The organism is Sphingopyxis panaciterrae (genome assembly GCF_011762125.1).
GTDB classification, from domain to species: domain Bacteria; phylum Pseudomonadota; class Alphaproteobacteria; order Sphingomonadales; family Sphingomonadaceae; genus Sphingopyxis; species Sphingopyxis panaciterrae.
Genome location: NZ_JAASQN010000002.1, coordinates 247,837 through 271,711, shown reverse-complemented (window position 1 = coordinate 271,711; position 23,875 = coordinate 247,837). Strand labels below are relative to the sequence as shown.

The 23,875-nt window shown below is 65.1% G+C and carries 18 protein-coding genes; 9 read left to right on the top strand and 9 right to left on the bottom strand.

Annotated features, from left to right (window positions below; genetic code table 11):
- Window position 1: 1 nt before the first annotated feature.
- The gene (locus FHR22_RS08950) at window positions 2-2,680 is read right to left on the bottom strand and encodes a winged helix-turn-helix domain-containing protein (protein ID WP_166941269.1); all 2,679 of its coding nucleotides are present in this window, start codon (window positions 2,678-2,680) and stop codon (window positions 2-4) included.
- A gap of 182 nt (window positions 2,681-2,862) precedes the next feature.
- On the opposite strand from FHR22_RS08950, the gene FHR22_RS08945 reads away from it, so the two are divergent.
- The 5 genes from FHR22_RS08945 to FHR22_RS08925 all read left to right on the top strand — a co-directional run bounded on the left by FHR22_RS08945 (window position 2,863) and on the right by FHR22_RS08925 (window position 9,878).
- Window positions 2,863-5,475 carry a TonB-dependent receptor gene (locus FHR22_RS08945; RefSeq protein WP_341786588.1) on the top strand — a complete coding sequence of 871 codons (2,613 nt, stop codon included), beginning with the start codon at window positions 2,863-2,865 and terminating at the stop codon, window positions 5,473-5,475.
- 78 nt (window positions 5,476-5,553) lie between these two features.
- On the top strand, window positions 5,554-6,324 hold the full coding sequence (locus FHR22_RS08940) for an SDR family NAD(P)-dependent oxidoreductase (protein ID WP_166941267.1): 771 nt from the start codon (window positions 5,554-5,556) through the stop codon (window positions 6,322-6,324).
- Between the two features lie 32 nt (window positions 6,325-6,356).
- Window positions 6,357-7,481, top strand: coding sequence for a DUF5938 domain-containing protein (locus FHR22_RS08935; RefSeq protein ID WP_166941265.1), 1,125 nt, complete (start codon window positions 6,357-6,359; stop codon window positions 7,479-7,481).
- A 12-nt stretch (window positions 7,482-7,493) separates the two neighbouring features.
- A complete protein-coding gene (locus FHR22_RS08930; protein ID WP_166941263.1) occupies window positions 7,494-9,047 on the top strand; it encodes an AMP-binding protein in 1,554 nt (517 codons plus the stop codon).
- Window positions 9,048-9,101: 54 nt separating this feature from the next.
- Window positions 9,102-9,878 (top strand): GntR family transcriptional regulator, encoded by a 777-nt coding sequence (locus tag FHR22_RS08925; protein ID WP_166941261.1) that lies wholly within the window; start codon window positions 9,102-9,104, stop codon window positions 9,876-9,878.
- On the opposite strand, the gene FHR22_RS08920 is transcribed toward FHR22_RS08925, so the two are convergent.
- The 8 genes from FHR22_RS08920 to FHR22_RS08885 all read right to left on the bottom strand — a co-directional run bounded on the left by FHR22_RS08920 (window position 9,879) and on the right by FHR22_RS08885 (window position 20,380).
- On the bottom strand, window positions 9,879-11,828 hold the full coding sequence (locus FHR22_RS08920; RefSeq protein ID WP_166941259.1) for a glycoside hydrolase family 5 protein: 1,950 nt from the start codon (window positions 11,826-11,828) through the stop codon (window positions 9,879-9,881). It lies immediately after the preceding gene.
- Entirely contained in the window at window positions 11,825-12,694 is an 870-nt protein-coding gene (locus tag FHR22_RS08915) for a phytanoyl-CoA dioxygenase family protein (RefSeq protein WP_166941257.1), read from the bottom strand. Before FHR22_RS08915 ends, FHR22_RS08920 begins: the two co-directional genes overlap by 4 nt.
- Complete coding sequence (locus FHR22_RS08910) at window positions 12,691-13,509, bottom strand: phytanoyl-CoA dioxygenase family protein (RefSeq protein WP_166941255.1); 819 nt, start codon at window positions 13,507-13,509, stop codon at window positions 12,691-12,693. The genes FHR22_RS08915 and FHR22_RS08910 overlap by 4 nt, the downstream gene beginning before the upstream one ends.
- Window positions 13,506-14,312 (bottom strand): phytanoyl-CoA dioxygenase family protein, encoded by an 807-nt coding sequence (locus FHR22_RS08905; protein WP_166941253.1) that lies wholly within the window; start codon window positions 14,310-14,312, stop codon window positions 13,506-13,508. The genes FHR22_RS08910 and FHR22_RS08905 overlap by 4 nt, the downstream gene beginning before the upstream one ends.
- Window positions 14,313-14,378: 66 nt before the next feature.
- Window positions 14,379-15,728 carry an MFS transporter gene (locus tag FHR22_RS08900; RefSeq protein WP_166941251.1) on the bottom strand — a complete coding sequence of 450 codons (1,350 nt, stop codon included), beginning with the start codon at window positions 15,726-15,728 and terminating at the stop codon, window positions 14,379-14,381.
- A complete protein-coding gene (locus FHR22_RS08895) occupies window positions 15,725-17,272 on the bottom strand; it encodes a carboxylesterase/lipase family protein (protein ID WP_166941249.1) in 1,548 nt (515 codons plus the stop codon). Before FHR22_RS08895 ends, FHR22_RS08900 begins: the two co-directional genes overlap by 4 nt.
- On the bottom strand, window positions 17,272-18,168 hold the full coding sequence (locus FHR22_RS08890; RefSeq protein ID WP_166941247.1) for a hypothetical protein: 897 nt from the start codon (window positions 18,166-18,168) through the stop codon (window positions 17,272-17,274). The genes FHR22_RS08895 and FHR22_RS08890 overlap by 1 nt, the downstream gene beginning before the upstream one ends.
- Window positions 18,155-20,380 (bottom strand): TonB-dependent receptor, encoded by a 2,226-nt coding sequence (locus tag FHR22_RS08885; RefSeq protein ID WP_166941245.1) that lies wholly within the window; start codon window positions 20,378-20,380, stop codon window positions 18,155-18,157. The genes FHR22_RS08890 and FHR22_RS08885 overlap by 14 nt, the downstream gene beginning before the upstream one ends.
- Before the next feature lie 139 nt (window positions 20,381-20,519).
- On the opposite strand from FHR22_RS08885, the gene FHR22_RS08880 reads away from it, so the two are divergent.
- The 4 genes from FHR22_RS08880 (at window position 20,520) to FHR22_RS08865 (ending at window position 23,795) form a co-directional block, all read left to right on the top strand.
- Window positions 20,520-21,230 carry a phytanoyl-CoA dioxygenase family protein gene (locus tag FHR22_RS08880; RefSeq protein WP_166941243.1) on the top strand — a complete coding sequence of 237 codons (711 nt, stop codon included), beginning with the start codon at window positions 20,520-20,522 and terminating at the stop codon, window positions 21,228-21,230.
- The gene (locus FHR22_RS08875) at window positions 21,227-22,438 is read left to right on the top strand and encodes a family 1 glycosylhydrolase (protein WP_166941241.1); all 1,212 of its coding nucleotides are present in this window, start codon (window positions 21,227-21,229) and stop codon (window positions 22,436-22,438) included. The genes FHR22_RS08880 and FHR22_RS08875 overlap by 4 nt, the downstream gene beginning before the upstream one ends.
- A gap of 80 nt (window positions 22,439-22,518) precedes the next feature.
- A complete protein-coding gene (gene gntA / locus FHR22_RS08870) occupies window positions 22,519-23,208 on the top strand; it encodes a guanitoxin biosynthesis heme-dependent pre-guanitoxin N-hydroxylase GntA (protein ID WP_166942571.1) in 690 nt (229 codons plus the stop codon).
- On the top strand, window positions 23,205-23,795 hold the full coding sequence (locus FHR22_RS08865) for a DUF1989 domain-containing protein (protein ID WP_166941239.1): 591 nt from the start codon (window positions 23,205-23,207) through the stop codon (window positions 23,793-23,795). The genes gntA and FHR22_RS08865 overlap by 4 nt, the downstream gene beginning before the upstream one ends.
- Window positions 23,796-23,875 lie beyond the last annotated feature (80 nt).

The following is a 23,875-nucleotide window of genomic DNA, read 5'->3' as shown; positions in this document are numbered from 1 at the left end:
TTCAGCCGGCCTGCTCGGCCATGCGCAGGCCGAGCGTCGCGGCGTTCTGGACCGCTTCCTCGCGGCTCGCCGCGCGCAGTTTGCGCATCACATTTTTGAGGTGCCATTTCACCGTTTCGGGGGCGAGACCCAGGGCGCGCGCGATTTCCTTGTTCGATTCGCCCGCCTTCAGCGCCCCCAGAATGTCGATCTCGCGTTCGGTGAGGAACGAGAAATCCTCGCCCGGCGCGGTGACATGCTGGCCTTCGAGCCGGTGGTCGCGGCGCGACGGATCGGCGAGCTTGAGCAGCGCGAGGAACGAGCCCGAGGAATAGGCCTCGCTGCAGAAATTCTGGACGGCGCGCACCCCGGTCACGTCGAGCACGTCGACGATCGTGCGGCGGAAACCGACGCTGGCGGCGTGGTTGAGAAAGCGGACGATTTCGAGCGCGACCATCTTGTCGCAGCGCCCGCTGAGCTGCGGCAGGATGTTGAACAGCGTCGCCGAGGCGCGCAGTTCGGCATCGTCGGCATGCGAGGCGAGCCGCAACAGCCGTTCCGCGATGAGGGTCAGGCGCGCGCGGTCGCCGAGTGCGATCGCTTCATAGGCGCGCATTTCGGAGAGCAGGGCAAAGGCGCGGCCCGGCGCCGACAGCGGATCGCGCACCGCCGCATCCTCGTCGGCGATGGCGACGACCGTTTCGGGGTCGATCGTCTGCGGCAGCCGCAGCCGTGCGCGTTCGATGATGCAGAGCGCCTTGAGCGGCGCCCAGCCGCGTTCGAAGGCGATTACCTCGGCACGGTCGATCAGCGCGGCCGCCTGGTCGGGTTGGGCGAGGCTCGCCGCGGTGCGGATGCTGACGAGGAACGCGTGGAGGAGCGCGTCCTGAAAACAGCTCTGCGCGAGAAGGGGGAGGGCGCTGGCCGCCAGTCCGGCCGCTTTGTCGAGTTCGTCGCGTTCATAGGCACAGCGGGCAAGCGCCGCATCGATCAGCGCGGTGGCGAGCGTGGGTTCGGCGATGTCGCGGCGCGCGGCGCTGAGCACGCGCTCGGCTTCGCCAAGCTGCCCTTGCGCCCGCGAGGTCGCGGCGCGCAGGCAGATGGCAAGCGCGAGCGGCAGGTCGAGGGGGTGTTTGGCGCCGCCGAGCGTCAACGGGCGAATGGTGTCGTGGACGAGGCCGAACAGCCCGCGCTTTAGCGCGCCCTGGGCCTGCACGACGCGGATCATGGCCATGGCGAACGCCGAAAGCGCGCCGGGCGATGCGAGCAGCCGGTCGCAGGTTTCGATGACCTCTTCTGGGCAGTCTTTGACAGAGGCGCGATGAAAAAAGGTCAGCGCGTCCGCCTCGCCGGCTTCGAGCCGGGCGATAGCGGCACCGGCGTCCGGGTGCGCGGTCAGGGTCAGGAGCCAGGCGTGAGCGCGCTGGAGGTCCGGCCGCGCGTCGATCTGCGCGGGGGTCAATTGAGCGATCCAGCGCGACAGCGGCTCGATTTCGCCGCGTTCGATCATCGCCATGGCAAGACCCGCGACCTGTGTTGCCGCTTCATCGAGGTCGCCGCACGCAAACAGCTGTTCGATCGCCTCGGCCGTGAAATCCTGCGCGGCATAATAGCGGGCGGCGACGCGGTGGAGCTGGGCCGCCTGCGCCGGATCGCGCGCGGCAAGGCGGCGCTGCAGCACGGCGCGGAACGCGGGATGGAGCCGATACCATTGGTCGCCCGGCGCCAGGGCATCGATGAACAGCCCTTGTGCCGCGAGGTCGTCGAGCAGCGTTGCCGGCTCCTTGTCGCCGCCGAGCAGGCGGCAGAGGTCGGCGTTGAGGCGCGGTGCGGCTGCGCAGCGTTGCAGGAAAAGCGACGCGGCGTCCGGCAGATCGTCTAACAGCGACGCCAGATGGTCGGCGATGCGGCCGGTCAGCAGCGGCCGGTCGGACATGGCGAGCGGGGCAGGGCGGCTCGCCGCCAGCCTCGCCCCCGCCGGCCAGCCTTCGAGAAAGCGATTGAGGTCGGCGCAGCCGCGCATGTCGATCGCCGTCCCCGCATGGCGCAGGAAAGCCAGCATCTCCTCATCGGACAGGCCGAGTTCGGCGCCGCCGATCCGCAGTAGCATGCCGCGGCTTGCCGCCGCATCGGTCTGCACCGAGGGCCGCGAGCGGCTCGACAGGATGAGGCGCAGTTTTTCGGGCGGATGGCGAAGCAGCCGGTTGAGCACCTCGATCGCGCGCGCGTCGGTCAGGCGGTCGATATCGTCGAGGACGAGCAGCAGCGGACCGTCGTTCGCATCGATCAGGCGCGCCAGCATCGCGGCAAGAAGTGCGGGCGACGCGGGACCAGCGGCGAAGCCGTTGTCCATTGCCGCGCCCTGTGCCAGCCGGATGGCTTCGAATATATGGCCGATCACGGCGGATTCATTGTCTTCGGGGTCGAAGGACACCCAGCCGGCGTACCAGCCCGCCGCTTGCGCCTCGGCGAACAGTGTCGCGCAAAAGGCGGTCTTGCCATATCCCGCGGGCGCCCGGACGGTGCAAATCTCATGCTCCGCCAGCACGTCGAGCCAGCCTGCGCGGCGGTCGCACCCGACGAGGTCGGCGGGAAAACGCGGCGGCGTGAACTTGCGCGGCATAAAGGGCGCGGCCGCATGCGCGCCTGCCGCTTCGCGCGGTGCCCTGGCGTCTGTCCTCGATCCCGGCTGGATGGTCATATGCCTGCCCCTCCATCTGTCCCCACTGGCTATCGCGCCTGCGCGCGATCGGCAAGATGAAGCGGTCATCCCCCCCATCGCTCCCCCCGTCGCCTTATCTGTCGCGCCGCCGCCAGTCGCCATAGCCTCCATCCCGACGAAGACCTGACGCAGAACGGGTCTCCAACCATGGGAGAGAAGGCGTGACCAACAAAGCTATTCTGGCAACCTGCCTGTCGACCACCATGCTGATGGGATGGCATGGCGCCGCATCGGCGCAAGAGGCACCCGCGGCTCCGGCTGAAACCACCGAAGCCGCCGAAACGGGCGGCGGCGGGATCGCCGAAATCGTCGTCACCGCGCAGAAACGCGAACAGAGGTTGCAGGATGTTGCCGCCGCGGTGTCGGCGATCGGTGGCGATGCGCTCGCGGCGCGCGGGATCAACGAAACCTCCGACCTGATGGGCGCGGTGCCGAGCCTCCAGATCTCGACCCCCTATGGCAAGACCCAGCCGAATTTCTCGCTGCGCGGGATTTCGGTCGCCAATGAATTTTCGGCGTCGACCGCGTCGCCGGTCGGCGTCTATGTCGACGAAGTCTATCAGAGCTTCCGCGCCAGCCACGGCGGGCAGCTCTACGATATCGACCGCGTCGAGGTGCTCCGCGGCCCGCAGGGCACGCTTTATGGCCGCAACACCACGGGCGGCGCGATCAGCTTCTTCACCCGGAAACCGAAGCTCGGCGAAGACGAAGGTTATTTCACGATCGGCTATGGCAATTACGACACCAAGACGGTCGAGGGCGGCTTTGAAAAGACGCTGATCCCCGACGTCCTCGGCATCCGCGTCGCCGGGACGGTCGCAAAGGGCGACGGCTGGCAATATAATCCCGCGCAGGATCGCCATGTCGCCAACACCGATTCGATGGCCGGCCGCATTTCGCTGCGCTGGAAGCCGACCGACACGCTCGACATCAACCTGAAAGTCTATGCCGCAAAGGACGATCCCTGGACGGCCAATGCCTATTCGATCGGCCAGTTTGCGAATGGCGAAGATATCGTCGGCTATTCGCGCTTCAATCCTGCGCAGAACGGCGGCCGCGCGCTGGGTAAGAACGAGGTGTCCGCCGATCAGGGCGGCAAGTCGCTCTCCTCGTCAAAGGGTGTCGCGCTCAACATCGCGCTGGAACTCAATGACTATTTTACACTGACCTCGATCACCGGTTATGACACGGGCAAGTATAGCATCTCGCCCAACGACTGCGACGGCTCGCCGCTGGACGTCTGCTCGATCCGGTTCAACAGCAGCAGCAGGAACTTCAACCAGGATCTGCGCCTGAACTATTCCGACGACAGTATCGATTTCGTCGGCGGGCTCTATTATGGCAAGGACACCATCAAGACGCGGAACGAACCCGACTTCTTCGGCGCGCTCCGGCCGATGCTGCTGGGGCTCGGCGTTCCGGGCAGTTACAACAACACCGCGATCGGAACCCCCGATTCGATCCGCGTGCTGCCCGCATTCGCGCTCGATCCGACCCTGACCCCGACATCGGCGGGCTTCTGCGATCCGGTCGTCGTCAACCCGAACGGCTTTTTCGACGCGCGGACGCTGGTCGCCTACCAGACCGACGCCGCGATCAACAACACGGGCAATTTCCCGGCCGGCGGCGCTTATTATCAGGGCTGCCTGGCCGCCGGCGCGGGACCGTTCGGACCCATTCTGGGCAAACAGCAGTTCGATATCCAGCGCCCGTCGAAGGCGATCTATGGCGACCTGACGTGGAAAGCGACCGACAAGCTGACCCTCGCGGTGGGCCTGCGCTACACGATGGACAAGGTGAAGTTCCGGAACGGCAGCACCTTCGTCTACGCGCTCGACGGCACGACGCCCGCGGTCAATCTGATCCCTTATGCCTTCCCCTATGACCCCAACCTGCCGAAGATGAACCTTAGCGAAAAGGCGAACCGCCTGACCGGCCGCGCCAACATCAGCTACAAGTTCACCGACGATGTCATGGGTTATATCCAATATAGCCGCGGCTATCGCAGCGGCAGCTATAACGGGCTGGCCTATCAGGGCACCAACCAGGTCTATTACATTCAGCCCGAGAAGGTGAATGCCTATGAAGGCGGGTTGAAGACGCAATTCCTCGACCGCCGCGTTCAGCTCAACCTGGCTGGCTTCTATTATGACTATTCGAACCAGCAGACGACGCAGGTGGTCGGCGCCACCACCTTTACCCGCAGCGCCAACGGCCGGGTCTGGGGCGGCGAGGCCGAATTGACCGTCGCGCCGGTCGACGGCGTGCAGCTCAATGCCTCGTTCGGCTATCTCAACAGCAAATATAAGGGCAATGTCGTCGATCCGAATGACCCGGCGACCCAGTTCACGCGCAACGTCAACGGCAACCCCTTTCCGAACGCGCCGAAGGTCACATTCAACGCGGGCTTCGACTGGGATATCTTCGACCATGGCGACAGCAAGCTGACCTTGCGCGGCGATGCGAGCTACATGGGCAAATATTATTTCGACGCCTTTGGCGACTATGGGCTGGACCCCTGCGACAAGCCCGGCGCGCCGGGAGCGGTGCGGCCCGCCGGGGTGGCCTTCACCTGCGGCAATCCGGGCTATTGGCTCGTCAACAGCCGCCTGACCTACAAGGCCAACGACAATCTGTCGGTCAGCGCGTGGGTCAAGAATCTGACCAACAAATATTATTACACCTACGGGCTCAATATCGATGTCTTCGGGCTCGATTATCTGAACCGCGGCACGCCGCGTACCTACGGCGTCGAAGCGACGTTCAGTTTCTGAACCTCCGGAGCAGGGAACGGCGGGCACCCCTCCCGCCCGCCGTTCCCGACCCGGGCCATTTTACAAGAGGAGCATCGGATGATGCGTTTTACGGGCAAGACGGTCCTGATTACTGGCGCCGCGCGCGGCATCGGGCTCGCCGCTGCGCAGGAATTCGCGCGCGAAGGGGCATCGGTCACGATCACCGATATCGATGCCGACGAGGCTGAGGCCGCGGCCGCTGCGATCCGGGCGGAAGGGCTGAAGGCCGAGGCACGGCGGCAGGACGTGGCCGATGAAGCCGGATGGACGGCGCTGATTGCAGAAATCACCGGCCGCGAGGGCAAGTTCGACATCTTGGTCAACAATGCGGGCATGGGGTTCCTGAAGTCGGTCGTCGATACCGACATTGCCGAATGGCAACGGCTGATGGCGGTCAATCTGGAGAGCGTCTTCCTGGGCGTCCGTGCCGCGATCGCGGTGATGAAGGAACGGGGCGGGGTGATCGTCAACGTCGCGTCGATCGCCGCCAACGTCGCCGAGCCGCTGTTCCCGGCCTATAATGCCAGCAAGGCCGGGGTCGCGATGCTGACCAAGGCGGTCGCGGTCGATTGCGCGCGCAAGGGCTGGCCGGTGCGGATCAACTCGCTGCACCCCGGCTATTGCGAAACCAAGCTGGTCGCCGATGCGGTGGGGACGCTGGGCGAGGATGCCGCGGGTTTCGCCGCCGCGACCGTCGCCGCGATTCCTTATGGCCGCATGGCCACGCCGCGCGAGATCGCGCGCCCGCTGTTGTTCCTCGCCAGCGACGATGCCGCATATATGTGCGGCAGCGAGCTGATCGTCGACGGCGGCTACACCGCAGTTTGACCAATGAAATCAATGAAAAAGGGATCGGGGTTATGAGCAAAAAGAAACCTGTCATCGTTTATGGCGCCTCGGGCTACACCGGCCGTCTTGTCTGCGAATATCTGCGCGAGCTGGGCATTCCCTTCATCGCTGCGGGGCGCGACAAGCAGCGCGTGCAGGAGGTGATGGACAAGGTCCCCGGCATCGAGACCGCCGACTATGAGGTCGTCGAGGTCGAGCATGACGTGAAGGCGCTGACCAAGCTGTTCAAGGGCGCCAGTGTCGTGTGCAACATGGTCGGTCCCTTCATCAAATATGGCCCCGAGACGGTCGAGGCGTGCCTCGACGCCGGCGTCCATTATCTCGACACCACCGGCGAGCAGGACTGGATGCTGCTGGCGCAGGAAAAATGGGGCGATGCCTTCGCCAAGAAAGGCCTGCTGCTGTCGCCCTGCGTCGCGCAAATGTACACGACCGGCGAGATTGCGGCGAATATCGCGCTGGAGACGATGCCGGGGCTCGACACGCTCGACATGCTGGTGCTGTGGAAGGGGTTCCCGACCTATGCCTCGGTCCAGACGATCTTCACGATCCTGAAGGCCGACTGGTATTATCTTGAAAACAATCAATATGTTCAATGGCCGACGCTGACCGCGACCGAATGCCAAGTCCCCGGCCAGCATGCTACCGCGCTGACGCTGCCGTGGGGTGGCACCTCGCACCCGATCTGGTTCAAGCAGGATCCGCGGGTGTCGACCGTGAAGGTTTATGGGGGGGTGTTTGCGCGCGAGGTCATGGACAATGTTGTGGCCATGACCAAGATGATCGATACCGATATCAAGCCCTTACCGTTCAAGGAGCAGGAAGCGGCGCTCGCGAAAATGGCCGAATCGGTGCAGGGCGACATGCCGCCGCGCGAAAATCCGCGCCTCAACACGAGCATCGATTCTGTTTATGCGTCAGGCCCGCTTGGCCGCGCGCATGTGCTGATCCATGGCAATTGCAATTATAAGCAGACCGGGCTGATGCAGGCATGGGCCGCGGCGAACCTGCTCCAGCAGCCGCCGCGCCGCACCGGATTTGCTTCGGCCTGCCAGGCTTTCGGGCACCGCGAGATATTGGGCGCGCTGCGCCAGTTCGGGCTCGTCCTGAAACCGATCGTCACGGTCCACGACTGAGGAGAAGGGCTGATGCGGCTGGTCGACTGGCTCGACAAGGGGGCGTCGCTCGGCGTCGATGCGCCCTGCCTGACGATGGACGGGAAGAGCCTGTCCTATGGCGCGGTGCAGGCGCTGACCCACCGTGTCGCGCGCGGGCTGAACGGCGCGGGGATCACGCCGGGCAAGCATGTCGCGATCCTGTCGGGCAACGATCCGGTCGCCTTCGCCTGCGTCTTTGCCATTTCGCGCGCCGCCGCGGTGTGGTGCCCGATCAACCCGCGCAACGAAGCTGCCGAGAATGCTTATGTCCTCGACAATTTCGACTGCGACGCCTTGTTCTTTCATTCGAAATTCGCCGAACTGGTCGATGCGCTGCGAAAGGATCTGCCAAAGCTGGAGGTCATCGTCTGCCTCGATGCCGAGCAGCCCTTTGCGCCATCGCTCGACCAGTGGCTGGCGGGCGTTGCCGACGTCCCATTTACGGCGGCGCCCGTCAGCGACCTGGCAATGCTGCCCGGAACCGGCGGGACGACGGGCCATCCCAAGGGCGTGATGCTGACCAATCGCAATCTCGAGGCGATGACCGCGCTGACCCTGATGGGCTATCCGTTCGAAGGGCGGCCGGTCTATCTGGCGATGGCGCCGCTGACCCATGCGGCCGGCGTGCTCGCCTTTCCGATCATGGCGCATGGCGGCGAGATCGTGATCATGCCTTATCCCGATATCGGCGAATTCCTGACGCTCGCCGCGCGGCACCGGGCGACTCACACCTTCCTGCCGCCGACGCTGATCTATATGCTGATCGACCATCCCGATCTGGCGGCGACCGACCTCTCTTCGCTGATATGCTTCTGGTACGGCGCGGCGCCGATTTCGGCGGCGCGGCTGGAGGAGGCGATCGGCAAGCTCGGCCCGGTGATGGCGCAATTGTTCGGGCAGACCGAGGCGCCGATGATGATTTCGATGATGGCGCCGAAAGATCATTTCCGTGCCGACGGATCGGTGGCCCGCGACCGGCTGTCGTCGGCGGGCAGGCCGGGGCCGCTGGTGCAGGTCGCGATCCTCGGCGACGATGGCACGGCGCTGCCGCAGGGTGAGCGCGGCGAGATCGGCGTGCGCGGTTCGCTGGTGATGGACGGCTATTACAAGAACCCCGCCGCGACCGCCGAGGCGACGGTGAATGGCTGGCACCGCACCGGCGATATCGGCTACCTTGATGCCGACAATTTCCTCTTCATCGTCGACCGCGCCAAGGACATGATCATCACCGGCGGCTTCAACGTCTATTCGGCCGAGGTCGAGCAGGCGCTGCTGTCGCATCCGGCGGTCCAGGACGGCGCCGTGTTCGGGCTGCCCGATGACAAATGGGGCGAGCGCGTCTGTGCTGTGGTCCAGCTTCGCGCGGGGCAAAGCGCCGGTCCGCAGGCGCTGATTGCGCACGTCAAGGCGGCGATCGGCAGCGTCAAGGCGCCGAAGGAGCTGGAGATATGGGACGACCTGCCGCGTTCGAAAGTCGGCAAGGTGCTGAAGAAGGATATTCGCGCGCAGAAGCTCGCCGAACGGGAACAGGTACGCGGCGGCTGATCGATCGTTCGCGGCGCTGGACTATCGTGCGATAGTCCGTATGGAATATTGTCTGTGACGACCGACATTCCATCGATTTCGACCTTTTCGGACCAGGGTATATCGGGTCCGTTCGATCCGGCGCAGAATCCGTCGAAGGCGGCCGCCTTCTGGCTGCGGCGTGACATCGTGCGCGGGGTGTTCGAACCGCATGAGCGGTTGAAGGTCGAGCATCTCGTCCAATTTTATGGCGTCGGGCATAGCCCGATCCGCGAAGCGATCCTGCTGATGTCCGAAAGCGGGCTCGTCATCCACGAGCATCAAAAGGGCTATCGGGTCGCGCCCGTGTCGCTCGACGATTATGACGATGTGCGTGCGGTCTACCAGCGGCTCTACAAGCTGGCGATCGAGATGGCGATCGACCTCGCCGACGATGCGTGGGAGGAGAGCGTGGTGGTTCAACTCCACCGCGCGTCGAAGGCGAAGGTCGCGCAGCCGGGCGGCGATCCGCAGTCGCGCGAGCAATGGCAGCGCACCTATTGGGAGTTCCACGGCACCTTGCTCGCGGGCTGCCGTTCGCCGCTGCTGATGCAGATGCTGGGCGATATCGGCTTCCGGCTCGAACGCTATGTCAACCTGTTCGCGTCGCCGAGCGAGAGCCGTGCGAGCGCCGACGAGGACGTGCTGGGCAAGCATCGCGCGATCGTCGACGCGCTGGTCGCGCGCGACAAGCCACGCGCGCTGGCGCTGATCGACGAATATTTTGCCGCCAATGAGCCAGTGCGCAATTCGATCATCGAAAAACTGAAGCTTGAGGGCGGGAAGAAGCGGCGGCGCCGCGCGGCCGATTGATCAGCCGGCGGCTTCGATCTCGATTTGCATCGCGCCGCTGGCGGTCGCCCGGATCGTAACCCGCTGACCCGCCGCATCGATGTCGATTTCGGCCGGCACGCCTTCGCAGCGGACGACGAAGCCATTCGGATATTGGATGCGGGGTATGTAGAGGTCGGTCACGCCGCGGATCGCGGCGTCGGCCTGTAGTTCGGCGGTGAATAGCCGGGTCTTGCGGTCGAAGCACACCGATGACAGCCGGCCCTGCGTGCGCCGCACATAAGGGCGGCTGAACCCCGCGACGGCGCGGCCGCCGTCGTCGTTCGCGCTGTCCTGCTGGTCGCGCGAGAAGATCGACAGATCTTCCTGATTCCACCCGTCGCCGACGCGCAGATCGTTGCGGTTCGAGGCAGTGTAGTTCCACTGGGTCGAATGGAGCCCGAGCGCATCCATCGCGTCGTACATCAGGCTCAGCGCCGCTTCGTGCTGATCCCACACGCCGTCGCGCTCGCCCGCTGCCCAGCGGGCATAGGCTTCGCCTTCGGACAGATCGTAGGGGATGCCGAATTCGCCGATCAATGTCGGGGCACCGCCGGGGAATCGGGCGCTCTCGGCGGCGAAACTGCCAAGCTGGCGGCGATAGCGCGCGGCGATCGCCTCCGACCCGCGCTCGGCATCGCCGGTGGCGGCGTCGCGGTGGTTCGCGGGGTCGAAGCGCTTCAGATAGAGCATGGCCATGTCGTACCAATGGCTTGCATTGACGGTGCGTTCGGGCAGGTCGGCCGGAAAGCGGCGGCCCGCGATATGCGCGAAGACATCCATTTCGGCGAACAGGGTCCAGCCCGGCTGGTGCCGGCGGATCGTGTCGGCGACCTGGTGGAAGAAGGGACGATAGATGTCGTGCGTCGGATCGATCGCGGCGAGCCGGTCTTCGCCCGTCGCGACTGTGGTGCCGTCCGCGATGCGGTAGAGCCCCGCCGCCTCGAACGGGCAGCCGTGCCCGTCGCGCCAGATCGACACGCCGCCGGGGTTGAAGACCTGCGTCGTCGTCGGCACCGCGGCGCCCGCGGCGTCGCGGGTGAGTACGGGCACCTCGACGCTCAGCCCGCGCGCCATCGCGATAGCATCGAGCGGCGCGAGCGCCGGGCCGATGCGTGGACGTTCGGGGTTGGTTTCGGACATGGCGAGATGGCGATAGGCGATCGCTTGTCCCGCCCAGCCGAGGCTCGGTTCATTGAGGCTGTCGAAACCGAGGACGTGCGGCATCGCGGCGAGCCGCCGCGCGACCTGATCGACCGCGCCGAGATAATGGCCCTGCAGATAATCCTGCACATTGACGCCGCCGATCCGGAAATCGGGGGTGACGGTGCGTCCTGCCCAGAACAGCGTCCACATGATACCGTTGGCGGGCAGGCGATAGTTCGACCCCCAGCTCATCTGCGGATAGGCGGCCTGCAGCTTTTCGGGTGACGCATAGTCGTAGCGCGCCTGCATGACATGCGCGGCGCGCGCGGCGTCGAATCGGGTGAAGTCGAGCCCGACCGCCTCGAACGCCCAGCCGGGGGCACCGTCGCCGCCCGACATGCGGCTCCACACGTCCTGATGGAAGTCGACGAAGAGGAAGAGGCCATGCTCGCCGGCCTTGCGCGCGATTTCGGTCAGATAGTCGAGATAGGCGGTGTCATATTCGCCCGGCCCCGCATGTTCGACCGCCTCCCAGGTCGTCAGCAGGCGCAGCGTGTTGAAACCCCAGCCGGCGATGCGGCGGAGATGCTCGTCGGCCTCGGCGAGCGGGAAGGGGCGGCCGATGAAGGAGACCGTCCGGTGATCGGAAAAATCGCTATAAACGTCGGTGCCCTGACCGGGCGGAACCTTGCAGTCGCCGCCAAGATTGACGCCGCGCAGCATCACCTGTCCGCCATCGGTATCGAGGAAGAGCGGGCCGTGCTGGCGGACGAACGGCCCGGTCATGCGCGCTTCGGGATGATGCCGAGCCGTTCGGCGCGCTCGCGCCATTCGAGGCCGCTGTCGGGCCATGGCTCGGGGGCGGGAATGCGTCCGCCCGCGAGCGGCCAGGTGACCGGGGTGGCCCCGCCGTCGATGATGCCGCCGTCGGGGATCGCGTCGCGGTCGACCGACGGGTGCGCGCGCGTGCCGCCGCGGTGCGACCCGTCGGCGAAATAGATGGCGGTATAGACGCGGCGTGTGTGGTCGGAGCGGTTCGCCTTGGCCATATGTGTGGTGTAGCCGCCGTGGAAGATCACGTCACCCGGTTCGCATTCGATGAACACCGGCGGCGTATCGGCATATTTGTCGACAAGGCGCTTGCCGTCGCCGGGGGTGCCGAAGATGTCGATAAACTCCGCGTCGCCCTGATGCGAGCCGGGGACATAGCCCATGCAGCCCATTTCAGCATCGACCTTCATCAGCGGAATCCATGCGGTCGCGGTGTCGCGTTCGACGATCGGCCAATAGGGCTGGTCCTGATGCGCCTCGGTCTCGCGCCCGCCGGCCTCCTTGTAGAGCGCCTGATCGTGCCATAGCCGTACCCGGTCGGCGCCGAGCAGCGCCGCAGTGACTTCGCCGACTTTCGGGTGGAAGGTGAGCGGGCGGACGCCGGGGAAATCTTCCCAGATATACTGGCACTGGAGGAAGCTTTGCTCATAGGGCGATTTCTCGTCGAGCGTCCGCGTGTCGTTTGCCTTGCGTTTGGCGACCGCTTCGTCGACCGCGGCGGCGTAGACAGCGAGTTCGTCAGCGGGGATTACGCCGGGAACATGAACGAAGCCATCGCGGCGGAAGGCTTCGGCAAAAGCGGCGAGTTCGTCGGCGGTCACGGCCGTTTCCCGTCCTTCAGGATCGGAAACTGGCGATCGGGATCGGTCTGCGGCACACGCGCGCCGTCCCTCGTCCACGCCTCGGCGCCGTCGGGAGCATATTGGAGGATATAGGCCTTGCGCACCGTTCCTGCCTTCAGGTTCGGGCCGGTGCGATGCGGGGCGAGCGAGGAGAAGATGATGATGTCGCCGCGCTTGCCGGGCGCGGGCACGGCATCCTCGGCCTCTTCGAGGCATTTGAGCCCGATCGGGGTGATCCAATGTTCGAGCGTGCCGAGCTTGTGCAGCCCGGGCGCGATCCACGGGCAGCCATTGTCGACGTCGACATCGACGAGCGGGATCCAGAAGGTGAGATACTGCTGCGGCTCGATGAAGGTGTAGCCATTGTCCTGATGCCAGGGGAATTCCTGTGGCACGCCCGATTTCTTATAGACCGACTGGTCCCAATAGAGGCGGACGTCGGGGCCGATCAAATCGTGGCAGACGTCGGCGATCACCGGATGCGCCGCGAAGGATTTCAGGATCGACGACTGTTTGACGACATGGCCGGTGAAGGTGATCGCGTCGGCGGTGGAAATGCCCTCGCGGCCTTCCTCCTTCGCGCGGATCGCCATTTCATGCTGATGTTCGAGCGGGTCGATCGCCGCCTCTACTGTATCGAGTTCGGCATCGCTGAACGCGCCGCGCAGGATGAAATAGCCCTGCTCGTCGAACTGCTTTTTCTGCTCGGCTGTCACCAGACGCATCGGAGTGTCGGGTGCGTCGGTCCACGAAAAGCCGTGGTTCTGCGGGTGAATGCGATAGGGCGCGGTCATGCGGCTTCGGCCTCCTTGCGGCGGATGGGGATCCAGCGGTTGACGGGTGCGAGCGATGCCGCGGCTTCGGGATTGATTGCCTCTGTGCCGGCGCGGGCGAAGTGATAGACCATCGCGGCGCGGCGTTCGGCGGCGACATTGTCGGTCGACATGTGCATCAGATAGGAGTGGAAGAAGAGGACGTCGCCGGGCTCCATCAGCGCCGGTTCGCGGGCGCTGTCGTCCTCGCTGACGATTTCGGTATAGGCGCGGTTCGCGGCGGGGCGGCGGTCGGGGACATGGTCGTGGATCGGGCCCTTGTGCGAGCCGGGCAGCACCCACAGACAGCCATTTTCCAAGGTGGCGCGGCTCAATGCGAGCCAGACGCCGACCTGCGGCTGGCGGTCGAAGCGGAAATAATAGCTGTCCTGATGCCAGGGCTGGCCGATGACGCCGGGGTTCTTGAAGATGAACTGGCTCTGGAAACAGTCGATGTCGGGGCCGAGCAGGCCTTCGACGACGTCGGCGACGGCGTCGCTCCCGGCGATTTTGCGGGTCATGCCTTCGGTATGGCAGTTGAAGACCTTGGCGATGCGGTCTTCGGGATTGCGCGCCGTCGGGCTCGGTTCCTTTTCGGGGAAGATCGCATAGTCGCTGGTGCCGGCCTGATAGATCGTCTCGCCCGGGTGGCTTTCGGGGGGATGGGCGCGGATGCGCGCGATCACCTCATCCTCGACCGCCTTGGCGGCGGCGGCATCGACCAGGCCGCGGATCACGAAAAATCCTTGCTTGTTCCAAGCCTTCAGGCGCGCTTCGGCATCCATGACTCTCTCCTTGCGAGTCGCTATAATATATCTATTTTGTCGTTTAAAGCTATTTTTAGATCTATTTTATGCGCTCCGGCGCGCCGCCAGCTCGGCGACGATCGCTTCGTGGGTGCCCTTGCGGATCGGGTAGAAGATCATCGCGATGCCGCCGAGGACGAAGCCCGCGCCGGGCAGCCAGATCATGATGTCCTTGATCCCGGCGATCGTCTCGGTGCTTTGCTGGGCATTGGCGACATAGCCGACGCGTTCGAGGAGCCAGCCGAACAGCCCGGCGCCGACCCCCAGCGCGACTTTCAGAAAGAACTGGAACAGGCCGAAGATGAAGCTTTCGGTACGCTGTCCCGTCTTCCACTCGCCATATTCGACGGTATCGGGCAGCATCGACCAGAAGGTAAGCGCCATGCCGAGCGTGCCAAGGCTCCACACCAGCAGCCAGACGGTCATCACCAGCGGGGTGCCGAAGTCGCCGACCGCGAAGATGGTGAGCAGGGTGAGGCCGACGGCGGTGCCCGCGAACCAGGCGCCGCGCTTGCCGATCACTTTGGTTATCCACACCCACATCGGGATGGCGATCAGCCCGACCGCCGACATGCCGACAAGGGCGGTTCGCGATGCGGGTTCGTCGTTCAGCACATATTTGAAATAATAGAGCACCGACTTGCCGAGCGCGACCGAACAGACGAACGCCGCGACGGTGGCGGCGATGAGCACCCAGAACGCGGTGTTCGGGGCGAGCGCGCGCCAATATCCGCCGAGGCTGAGCCGGGGTTCGCTGCCGGGCGTTTCAGGCGGTTCGCGGGTGATACGGAAGACGAGCGGGAAGAACAGCGTCGCGACGACCGCGAAGACCGCGGCGGCCCAGGTGAAACCCTCGGTCGCGCTGCTGCCGCCGAAGCGGGCGACGAGCGGGAAGGTGAAATAGATGATCGTCAATGCCGCGAGGACGCCGAAGATCATCCGCCAGCCGGCGATCGTCGAGCGTTCGTCGCTGTTGTCGGTGAGCCGCGCGTTGAGCGAGGTGTAGGGGATGGTGACGACGGTATAGGCTAGGCGGAAGACGATGTGGGTGAACAGCATCCAGAGGACCAGCGCCGTCCCCTCGAAAACGGCCGGGCGCCAGTAGAGCAGGATGAAGGCGAGGCCGAGCGGGACACAGCCGAAGAGGATATAGGGACGATAACGGCCCCAGCGGCTGCGCGTGCGGTCAGCGATCGCGCCCATCACCGGATCCGACAGCGCGTCGATGATCGACGCGACCATATAGATGAGCCCCGCCGTCGCCGCCGGAATGCCGACCGCGTCGGTGTAGAAAAAGAGCAGGAAGATCGAGACGCTCTGCCAATAGATATTGCTGGCATAGTCGCCGAGGGTGAAGCCGATCTTCTTCGCGGTACTCAGCCGGTGCTGGCTCATGGCTTTGTCTTCTCCGTGGCGCGGCGGGTGTTCGCGGTGCGTTCGACGGCGTCGAGGCGCGGGGCGTCGCTATCCTGATCGATTGCCGCCGATCCGGCGTGGATGCGCAGCAGATTGTCCTTGCGGTCGACCTGCGGCCAGTGGAGCAGGCCGCGTCCGTCCGGGTCGCCATGCTTGGCAAAATTGACCCAATAATCGCCCATCAGTCGCGCCGCTGTACGGTCCGACGGCCCGGCGGAGGCGGGCAGGTTGCCGAACAGATAGGCGAGTTCGCTCGCATGGCCTGCGCCCTTCCGCTTTGCGCGGTCGGTTTCTGCAACATGATCGAAGATATAGCGCCACGCGGGTGCACCATGATCGCGCATGATGCGGGCGTAACCGCGCGCGGCTTCGTTGAAGAAATAATCGTCGATCAGGGCGGGGGGCAGGGGATCGCCATAGGCCCGGCGGAACTCGGCAAGGTCGGCTTCGCCGAGCTGGCTTTTCAGATAATCCATCATCGCGGACGCAAAGGGTTCTTCGCTGAGTTCGGCGCCGGTGGTGCCGACGATGAAGGGGATTTTTGGGACATTGCCGGCGGTGAAGCGATCGATCGGGTCGGCGAGGACGCTCTGTCCGTCGATGATCGGGCCGTTGAAGCGGTCGGCCTGCATGTCCCACATTGCGAGCTGACCCTGCACCGCATCGGCGGGCAGCGCGCGCAAGGCGGCGGCGTCGGGCGCTGTCAATCCGGCCCTGGCGGCGAAGGCCGTGCCCGCCTTCTCGCCCGAAATGCGCGTCGGGCGGTCGGTCGACAGGCGGGCATAGGGTTCGCGGTTGGCGCCGGACTGGACGATCGCCTTGTGGAACAGCCCCTCGCCGAGCGGCGAGGCCATCAGGAAGTCCACCGCCGCCCCGCCGGCGGACTCGCCAAAGATGGTGATATTTCCGGGATCGCCGCCAAAGGCCGCGGCGTTCGCGCGGACCCAGTGCAGCGCCGTGATCATGTCAAGGAAGGCGAAATTGGCGTGTGGCGTGCCGCCCGCTTCGGCGGTCAATGCAGGGTGCGCGAAGAAGCCGAAGCGGCCGAGGCGGTAGTTGAAATTGACGACGACCGCGCCGCGCCGCGCGAGGTTCGCGCCGTCGAGCGTCGGCGATGCCGCCGATCCGGCGACGAAGGCGCCGCCGTGGATGTACACCATCACCGGCAGCTTGCGCGCGGCTTTGGCGGGGCGCCAGAGGTTGAGGTAGAGGCAATCCTCGCTCATCGGTTGGGTCGAGGGCGCCGCATCGCCGTCGAAACGGACCTGCGGGCAGTCGTTGCCGAATTCGGCGGCGGCGCGCGTTCCGGTCCAGCGCGTCGCGGGGGCGGGCGGGCGCCAGCGCAGGTCGCCGACGGGCGGTGCGGCATAGGGGATGCCCGCGAAGCCTTCGACGCCATTGTGAGCGCGGCCTTCGAGCGTGCCGGCCGGGGCGGTCAGCGCCACCGCCTCGCCCGCGAGCGAGCGGGCATGCGCGGACGGGATCAGCAAGGCGGCGGCGATCACGGCCAGGCCAATGCGCATCAGGTCGCGATGCACACGGCTGCTTGGGCTTCGGCGAAACATTGGCGCGCGACTTCGATCAAAAAGGCGGACTCGGTCCATCGATCGCTCTCCTCGCGCATTGCCCCGTCGGGGCCGGGCACCATCTTGGGATAGAAGGCCCGCGCCGGCAACAATTCGGGGTGGACGGCGAAATAGTCGCCCGGCGCGGAATCGCGCAGGAAGCCCGCAAAGCTCGCGGTCCACATGCGGCGGTAATAGTCGAGATGGCGTGCTTCGGCGGGGTCGCTCGCGGTCAGTTGGCCGAAGGCGTTCGACGAGACGCGCAGGTGCATGAAGCGGGTGCGTTCGAACACCGGGCGCATCGCGTCGAACTTCATATCCATGTCGCCATAGGTCAGTTCGTGCCCGATGTACCAATGGCCGAAATCGCCGTTGAAGCGCAGTTCGGGCAGTTCCTTGATCAGGTCGAGCGTGCGCCGGATATCCTGCGTCATCGTCGCGCGGTGCGTTTCGAGATAGATGGGATGATCGAGCGCCGCCGAAATATCGAGCATCGCCTCGGCAAGCCGCAGCATCTCCCGGTCGCTTTCCAGCCCGGTGCCGAGCTGGACGGTCGAACAGTCGCAGCCCGCGTCGTGCCACTTCATCGCGGCGTCGGCCATCTGGTCGACATCGTCGAAGATGCGCATCAGCCCCGTCGGGATCAGTCCCGCGTCGATCGCCGCTTGCGGTTCGAGCGTCTGAATCGCTTCATAGCCCGCCGCCTTGACCGCGGCGTAGATGGCGGCGCGGTCACCCCGCGGCCCTTCCGACCATTCGGGCAGCTCGGCCGGCGTCAGGAAGCTGATGCCGGCGAGCAGCCGCGGCGCCGCCGCGCTGCCGTCGTTCGTGTTCGCCGGTTCAGAATGCGACATCGAGCGCCGCGCCGATGATCCGGCGCGATTCATAGACGCGATACTGGTTGAGCGTGCCGTTGGTGTTGTTGAAGGCGAAGGTGCGGAAATTCTCGTCGGTCAGATTCTTGCCGAACACCGAAAGCTTCCATGCGTCGTTCGCCGCCCCGATGCCGATGGTCGCGGCGAGCAGGCCATAGCCGGGCTCGTTCACATCGACATAGTTGGGAAAGCCGATCACCTGTTTCGAACGATAGTTGAAATTGACGCTGGTGCTGAGCTTCAGCGAACCGCCGACCGGCTGCGCATAGTCGAGGCCGACATTATAGGCCCATTTGGGCGCGAAGGGCAGCGGCATGCCGGTCAGGTCCTGGACCCCGCCGATGCAGCCCTGCGCTTGCGTCTGGCCCCCCGCGCAGGGCGCGCCCGGAAAATCGCCCCATTTGGCCTTGGTGTAGGCCACCCCGGCGCTGAGAAACAGGTCGGCGTCGCGGATCGGGCGCCAGCTCAGCTCCGCCTCGAACCCGCGCGTCTTCGCATCGCCGTTGGTGAGCGGGAAGGTCAGCGCGATCGGGTCGCGGCTGGCGGTCTGATATCCTTTGATGTCGGCATAATAGCCGGTGAGGTTGAAGGTCAGGCCGGCGTCGGGGAATGCGGTGCGCAGGCCGACTTCATAGCTGGTCGGGCGTTCGGGACCGACCGGAAGCAGCGCCTTTACCGCGATATTGCTGTCGAAACCGCCGCCCTTGTAACCGCGCGTCACCGACGCGAAGCCCATGATGTCAGGGGTGAATTTATACTGGAGCGCGGCGCGCCAGGTCAGTGCGTCGTCGCTGCCGCTGACGCTCGCGCTGTCGGTCGCCAGCGTCAGCGTGTCGAGCCGTGCCTTGTCGACGCGCTGCTTTTCGTTGAGCCAGCGGCCGCCGAGAGTCAGCGTCAACTGGTCGGTGAAGTTGAAATTCGCCTGTCCGAACACCGCCATGTTGCGCGTCGCGACGTCGACATCGACCTCGCGGTTGAAGAAGGGGAGGAAGAAGAGCGTCGGGAACAGCTGGTTGGTGTAGCTGTCGACGGTCTGGCGGAAATAATAGAGGCCCGCGACATAATCGACGAAGCCGCCGGCCGGCGACGCGATGCGCAATTCCTGCGAGACTTGGCGCTGTTTGTGGTCGCCATAGTTGATGTCGAGGAAATTGTCGGTCGACGAGTCCGAATCGAGCCCGTCGACGGTTTCGAACCCGCGCCAGGCGCTGATCGAGGTCAGCGTGTGGCCGCCGCCGATGTCCCAGTCGAGCTGGAGCGAGGCGCCGTAGCTTTTGGCATGGGTGAAGACGTCGCCGTTGATCGACTGTTTCTGGTTTTCGCGGCCCAGGTCGTCGCCGATGATGCCGACGGTCGTATTTTCCCACGGATAGCGAAAAGCGGGGTCGGGAAAGCGCTGGACGGTCCAGATGCAACAGTTGGAATTGCTTTCCCAATAGTCGCCGGTCAATGTCGCGCGCACCGCCGACGAGGGTTCATATTCCAGCTTGCCGCGGAAACCAAATTCGTCGCGATCGTTGAGGCGGCGGCCGTCGGGCTCGTTGTGGATATAGCCCTCGCGGTAGCTGCGCCGCGCCGAGACCGAGAAACGCAAGCTGTCGGCGAGCGGCCCCGACACATAGCCATAGGCATGCAGATCATTGTCGGGCGAACCGAGGCTGACCCCGGCGCGAAAGGTCAGCGTGTCCGAGGGGCGGCGGGTGACGATGTTGATCACGCCCGCGCTGGCATTCTTGCCGAACAAGGTGCTCTGCGGCCCGCGCAGTATCTCGATCCGCTCGATATCGGGCAGGTCGACGAGGGTCGCGCCGCTCTGGCCCATCACGACGCCGTCGATGACATAGGCGGTGCTGGGCTCGATCGTTTCCGAACTGAAGGTGTTGGTGCCGACGCCGCGGATGAAGAAGCCGAAGTTGCGCGGTCCCGACTGCGCCGGAGAGACGAGGCCGGGGACGATATATTGCAGGTCGGTCGAGGCGTTGAGCTTGAGATCGTCCAGCGTATCGCCGCCGATCACCGCGATCGACACCGGCACATCCTGCAGCCGCTCCTCGCGTTTCTGGGCGGTGACGACGATCGTCGAATCGTCGCGCGCGGCGGTTTCGGGCTGGTCCTGCGCCATCGCGGGTGCGGCTGCGAGGCACAGCGGTATCGCGGCCGTGCAGGCAAGAATCGACCGTATTTTCGGCATATGTCCCTCTCCCAGAAAATTTATCGTTATTTTTAATATGCGTCAGATTCGACCGAATATTGTATTTTGTCAATGGTTCGATTTAATCTAAATAGAGCGAGGCGGGACCGTTCCGGGACGCCGCGAAAAAGGAAGAGCGATGCAGCAGATCGATGTCGAGGGTTTCCGGCGCGACGGGTTCCTTGCGATCCCCGCGCTGGCCGATGCGGAAGCGATCGGGGACATAGCGCGGGTTTATGACGCGATGCTCGCGGGCGAGATCGACGTGAGCGCGACCGACAATCCGCTTGGGCTGACGACGCGCCAGATCATGATTCCTTCGGCCTATCATCCCGTCTTTCGCGACAATCCGGCGCTCGACGCGGCGCGCGACATCGCGCGCGCGCTGCTGGGAGTTCCCGAGCCGAAGCAGGTGTTCGACATGCTGATCTATAAGGAACCGGGCCAGCTTGCGACGACGCCATGGCATCAGGATTATAGTTACGCCCAGATGCCCTTCACGCCGGCCGGTACGCCGATCCCCTTTGACGAATATGTGCAATTCTGGGTCGCGCTCGACGATGTCGATGCGGAAAACGGCTGCATGCATTTCGTCCCCGGCGCGCATCGCGCCCCGCTGCTCGACCATTATATCGCGGGCGGCGATGCCGATTACAGCCAGCGCCTGCTGGCGATCCGCCATCCCGAAATGGCGCTCGACCTCGATGCGGCGGTCGCCTGCCCGCTGAAGGCGGGGGGCGCGACGGTGCATAATTACGGGACGCCGCATTTCACGTCGGGCAATCGCACGAAGGACCGGCCGCGCCGCGCCTATATCTTCAACTTTTCCAGCCGCGATCCGCGCGCATGACCGGTCGATTGCCGCCGCGCTTCCTGTGGGGGACGGCAACTGCGGCGCATCAGGTCGAGGGGAATAATGTCCATTCGGACTGCTGGGCGCTCGAACATGCGCAGCCGTCGCTGTTCCTCGAGCCGTCGGGCGACGCCGCCGATCATTATCACCGCTATGCAGAGGATATCGCGATCGTCGCGGGGCTTGGCCTCAACGCCTATCGCTTTTCGGTCGAATGGGCGCGGGTCGAGCCCGAGCGGGGGCATGTGTCCGAGGCCGCACTCGACCATTATCGCCGCATGGCCGATGCCTGCCTGTCGCGCGGCATCGCGCCGGTGGTGACGCTCCACCATTTCACCCAGCCGCGCTGGCTGGCGCGGCTGGGTGGTTTGGCGGCACCCGAATTTCCGCAGCTTTTTGCCGAGCAGGCGGCGCGCGTCGTCCGGGCGCTCGACGGGATCGCGCTCGTCTGCACGATCAACGAGCTTAATCTGCCGGCGATCGCGGCGCCCTATTTTCGCGGACGCGCGACCGCCGAGCAGCGCGCGGCGGCGGAGCGCGTGCTCGGCGCGCCGCTGTCAGCCTTCTTTCTCCATGTCGATGAGGAGGTGATTTTCGGCAACGGTCTCGCCGCGCATCGCGCCGCGCGCGCCGCGGTCCGTGCCGAACGGCCGGGCGTGGCGGTCGGCATGACGCTCGCCATTTCCGAGGAGGATGCCGAACCCGGCGGCGAAGCGTTCCGCGACCGCCGTCGCGAAACCTATTATGCGCCGTTCCTCGACGCCGCGCGCGAGGATGATTTCGTTGGGGTCCAGACCTATTCACGGATGACGAGCCGCGCCGACGGCAGCGTCGGGCTCTATCCCGGATCGGTCGCGACGACGATGGGCTGGGAAGACCGGCCCGAGGCGATCGGCGCGGTATGCGAATGGATCGCCGGTCGCTGGGACGTGCCGATCATCGTCACCGAAAACGGCTATGTCGGCGGGGACGATGCGCGCCGCGGCATATTCATCGCCGCCGCGGTGGCGGGGGTGCGGCGGGCGATGGCTGGGGGCGCCGACGTGCGCGGCTATCTATATTGGTCGCTGCTCGACAATTTCGAATGGATGCTCGGCTATGGCCAGCGCTTCGGGCTGGTTTCGGTCGAAGGCCCGCGGCGCGAACGGCGCGTCAAGGCTTCGGCAGCGGTTCTGGCGGCGCTGGCCGCCGGTGAGGGAGCATAGCGCCGGGAAAAAGTGTGGAATCATGATCTGCATTAGGAGGCGCGATGAAGCCTTTCGGCTTGTCGGAAGTTGTCTGCTCCATGAAAGCCTTTCCGCCGCCCCGATCCGCTTCGCCTGTCGCCGACGCCTTTTCCGACTTCATCACCGCGCCGGATTTCCCATGCGTGGGGGCGAAGGCCGCCTTGGCGAGCGGGTGCCTGAAGATCGTTCCGGCGCGCGACCTCACCAGCGGGTGGAATGACCTCGACATTCATCGCGAGCTGCTCGAATGGGCGGCCGCCTATCGCCGCGACCCGTCGGGATTGCGAAGCCTGGCGGTGATTTTCGATGGCCCTGGCGACCTCGACGAACGGGAATTCGAGGCGGCGCTGTGGGACCGTGTCCAGTCGCTCAGCGACAAGGATGCGTGGAAAGGGCTGCCGCATGATCCGCGGGTCTGCGCCGATCCCGATAATCCGCATTTCTCGCTGAGCTTTGGCGGTGAAGCGTTTTTCGTCGTCGGCCTGCATCCGCGTGCCTCGCGTCCGGCGCGGCGCTTTTCGCGGCCGGTGCTCGTCTTCAACCTGCACGACCAGTTCGAGCAGCTTCGCGCCGAAGGGCGTTACGAAAGGATGCGCGAACGGATCCTCGATCGCGATGCGAAGCTGGCGGGCAGCATCAACCCGATGCTTGCGCGGCACGGCGAGGCGAGCGAGGCCGCGCAATATAGCGGACGGCTGGTCGGCGAGGAATGGGTCTGTCCCTTTCGCGATCCGCGAGACACCGGATGATCCGCGAGATTCCACCGCGCAGCGGCACGGCGTTCGTCTTGGGCAAGGGCGAGATATTGCGCGTCATCGATCCAGAAGGCGGGCAGGTAAGCGATCTGATCGCGTGCCGGCAGGGCGATCCGTGCGAAATGCTCTCGAACGGGCGGACCTTCGATTATGAGGAGACGATCCGGCTGACGGCCGGCAATCGGCTGTGGTCGAACCGCTCCCATCCGCTGCTCGAAATCATCGAGGATAGCGTCGGGACGCATGATTTTCTGCTCACCCCGTGCAGCGAGGCGACCTTTCGCCATTTTTATGCCGACAAGCCGGTCCATCGCGGCTGCTTCGGCAATCTCGCCGCGGCGCTCGCACCCTTTGGTGTCGAGCCAGACGCGATTCCGGTCGCCTTCAACATCTTCATGAATGTTCCGGTGGATGCGCAGGGGCGGATCCGGGTAGAGAAGCCCGGCACCGTAGCGGGCGATCATATCCGGCTGCGCGCGCTCGACGATCTCGTCATCGGGCTGACCGCCTGTTCGGCCTATGACAGCTGCGGCGGCAGCTTCAAGCCGATCCACTATGCGATCGAGGACCGGATTCCTTAGCGCGGCGGGGCGGAGTTTTCCGCAATCTTGATGCAGATCATATTCGCCGAATAAACCGCCCGCGATTGACGCCTGACGCG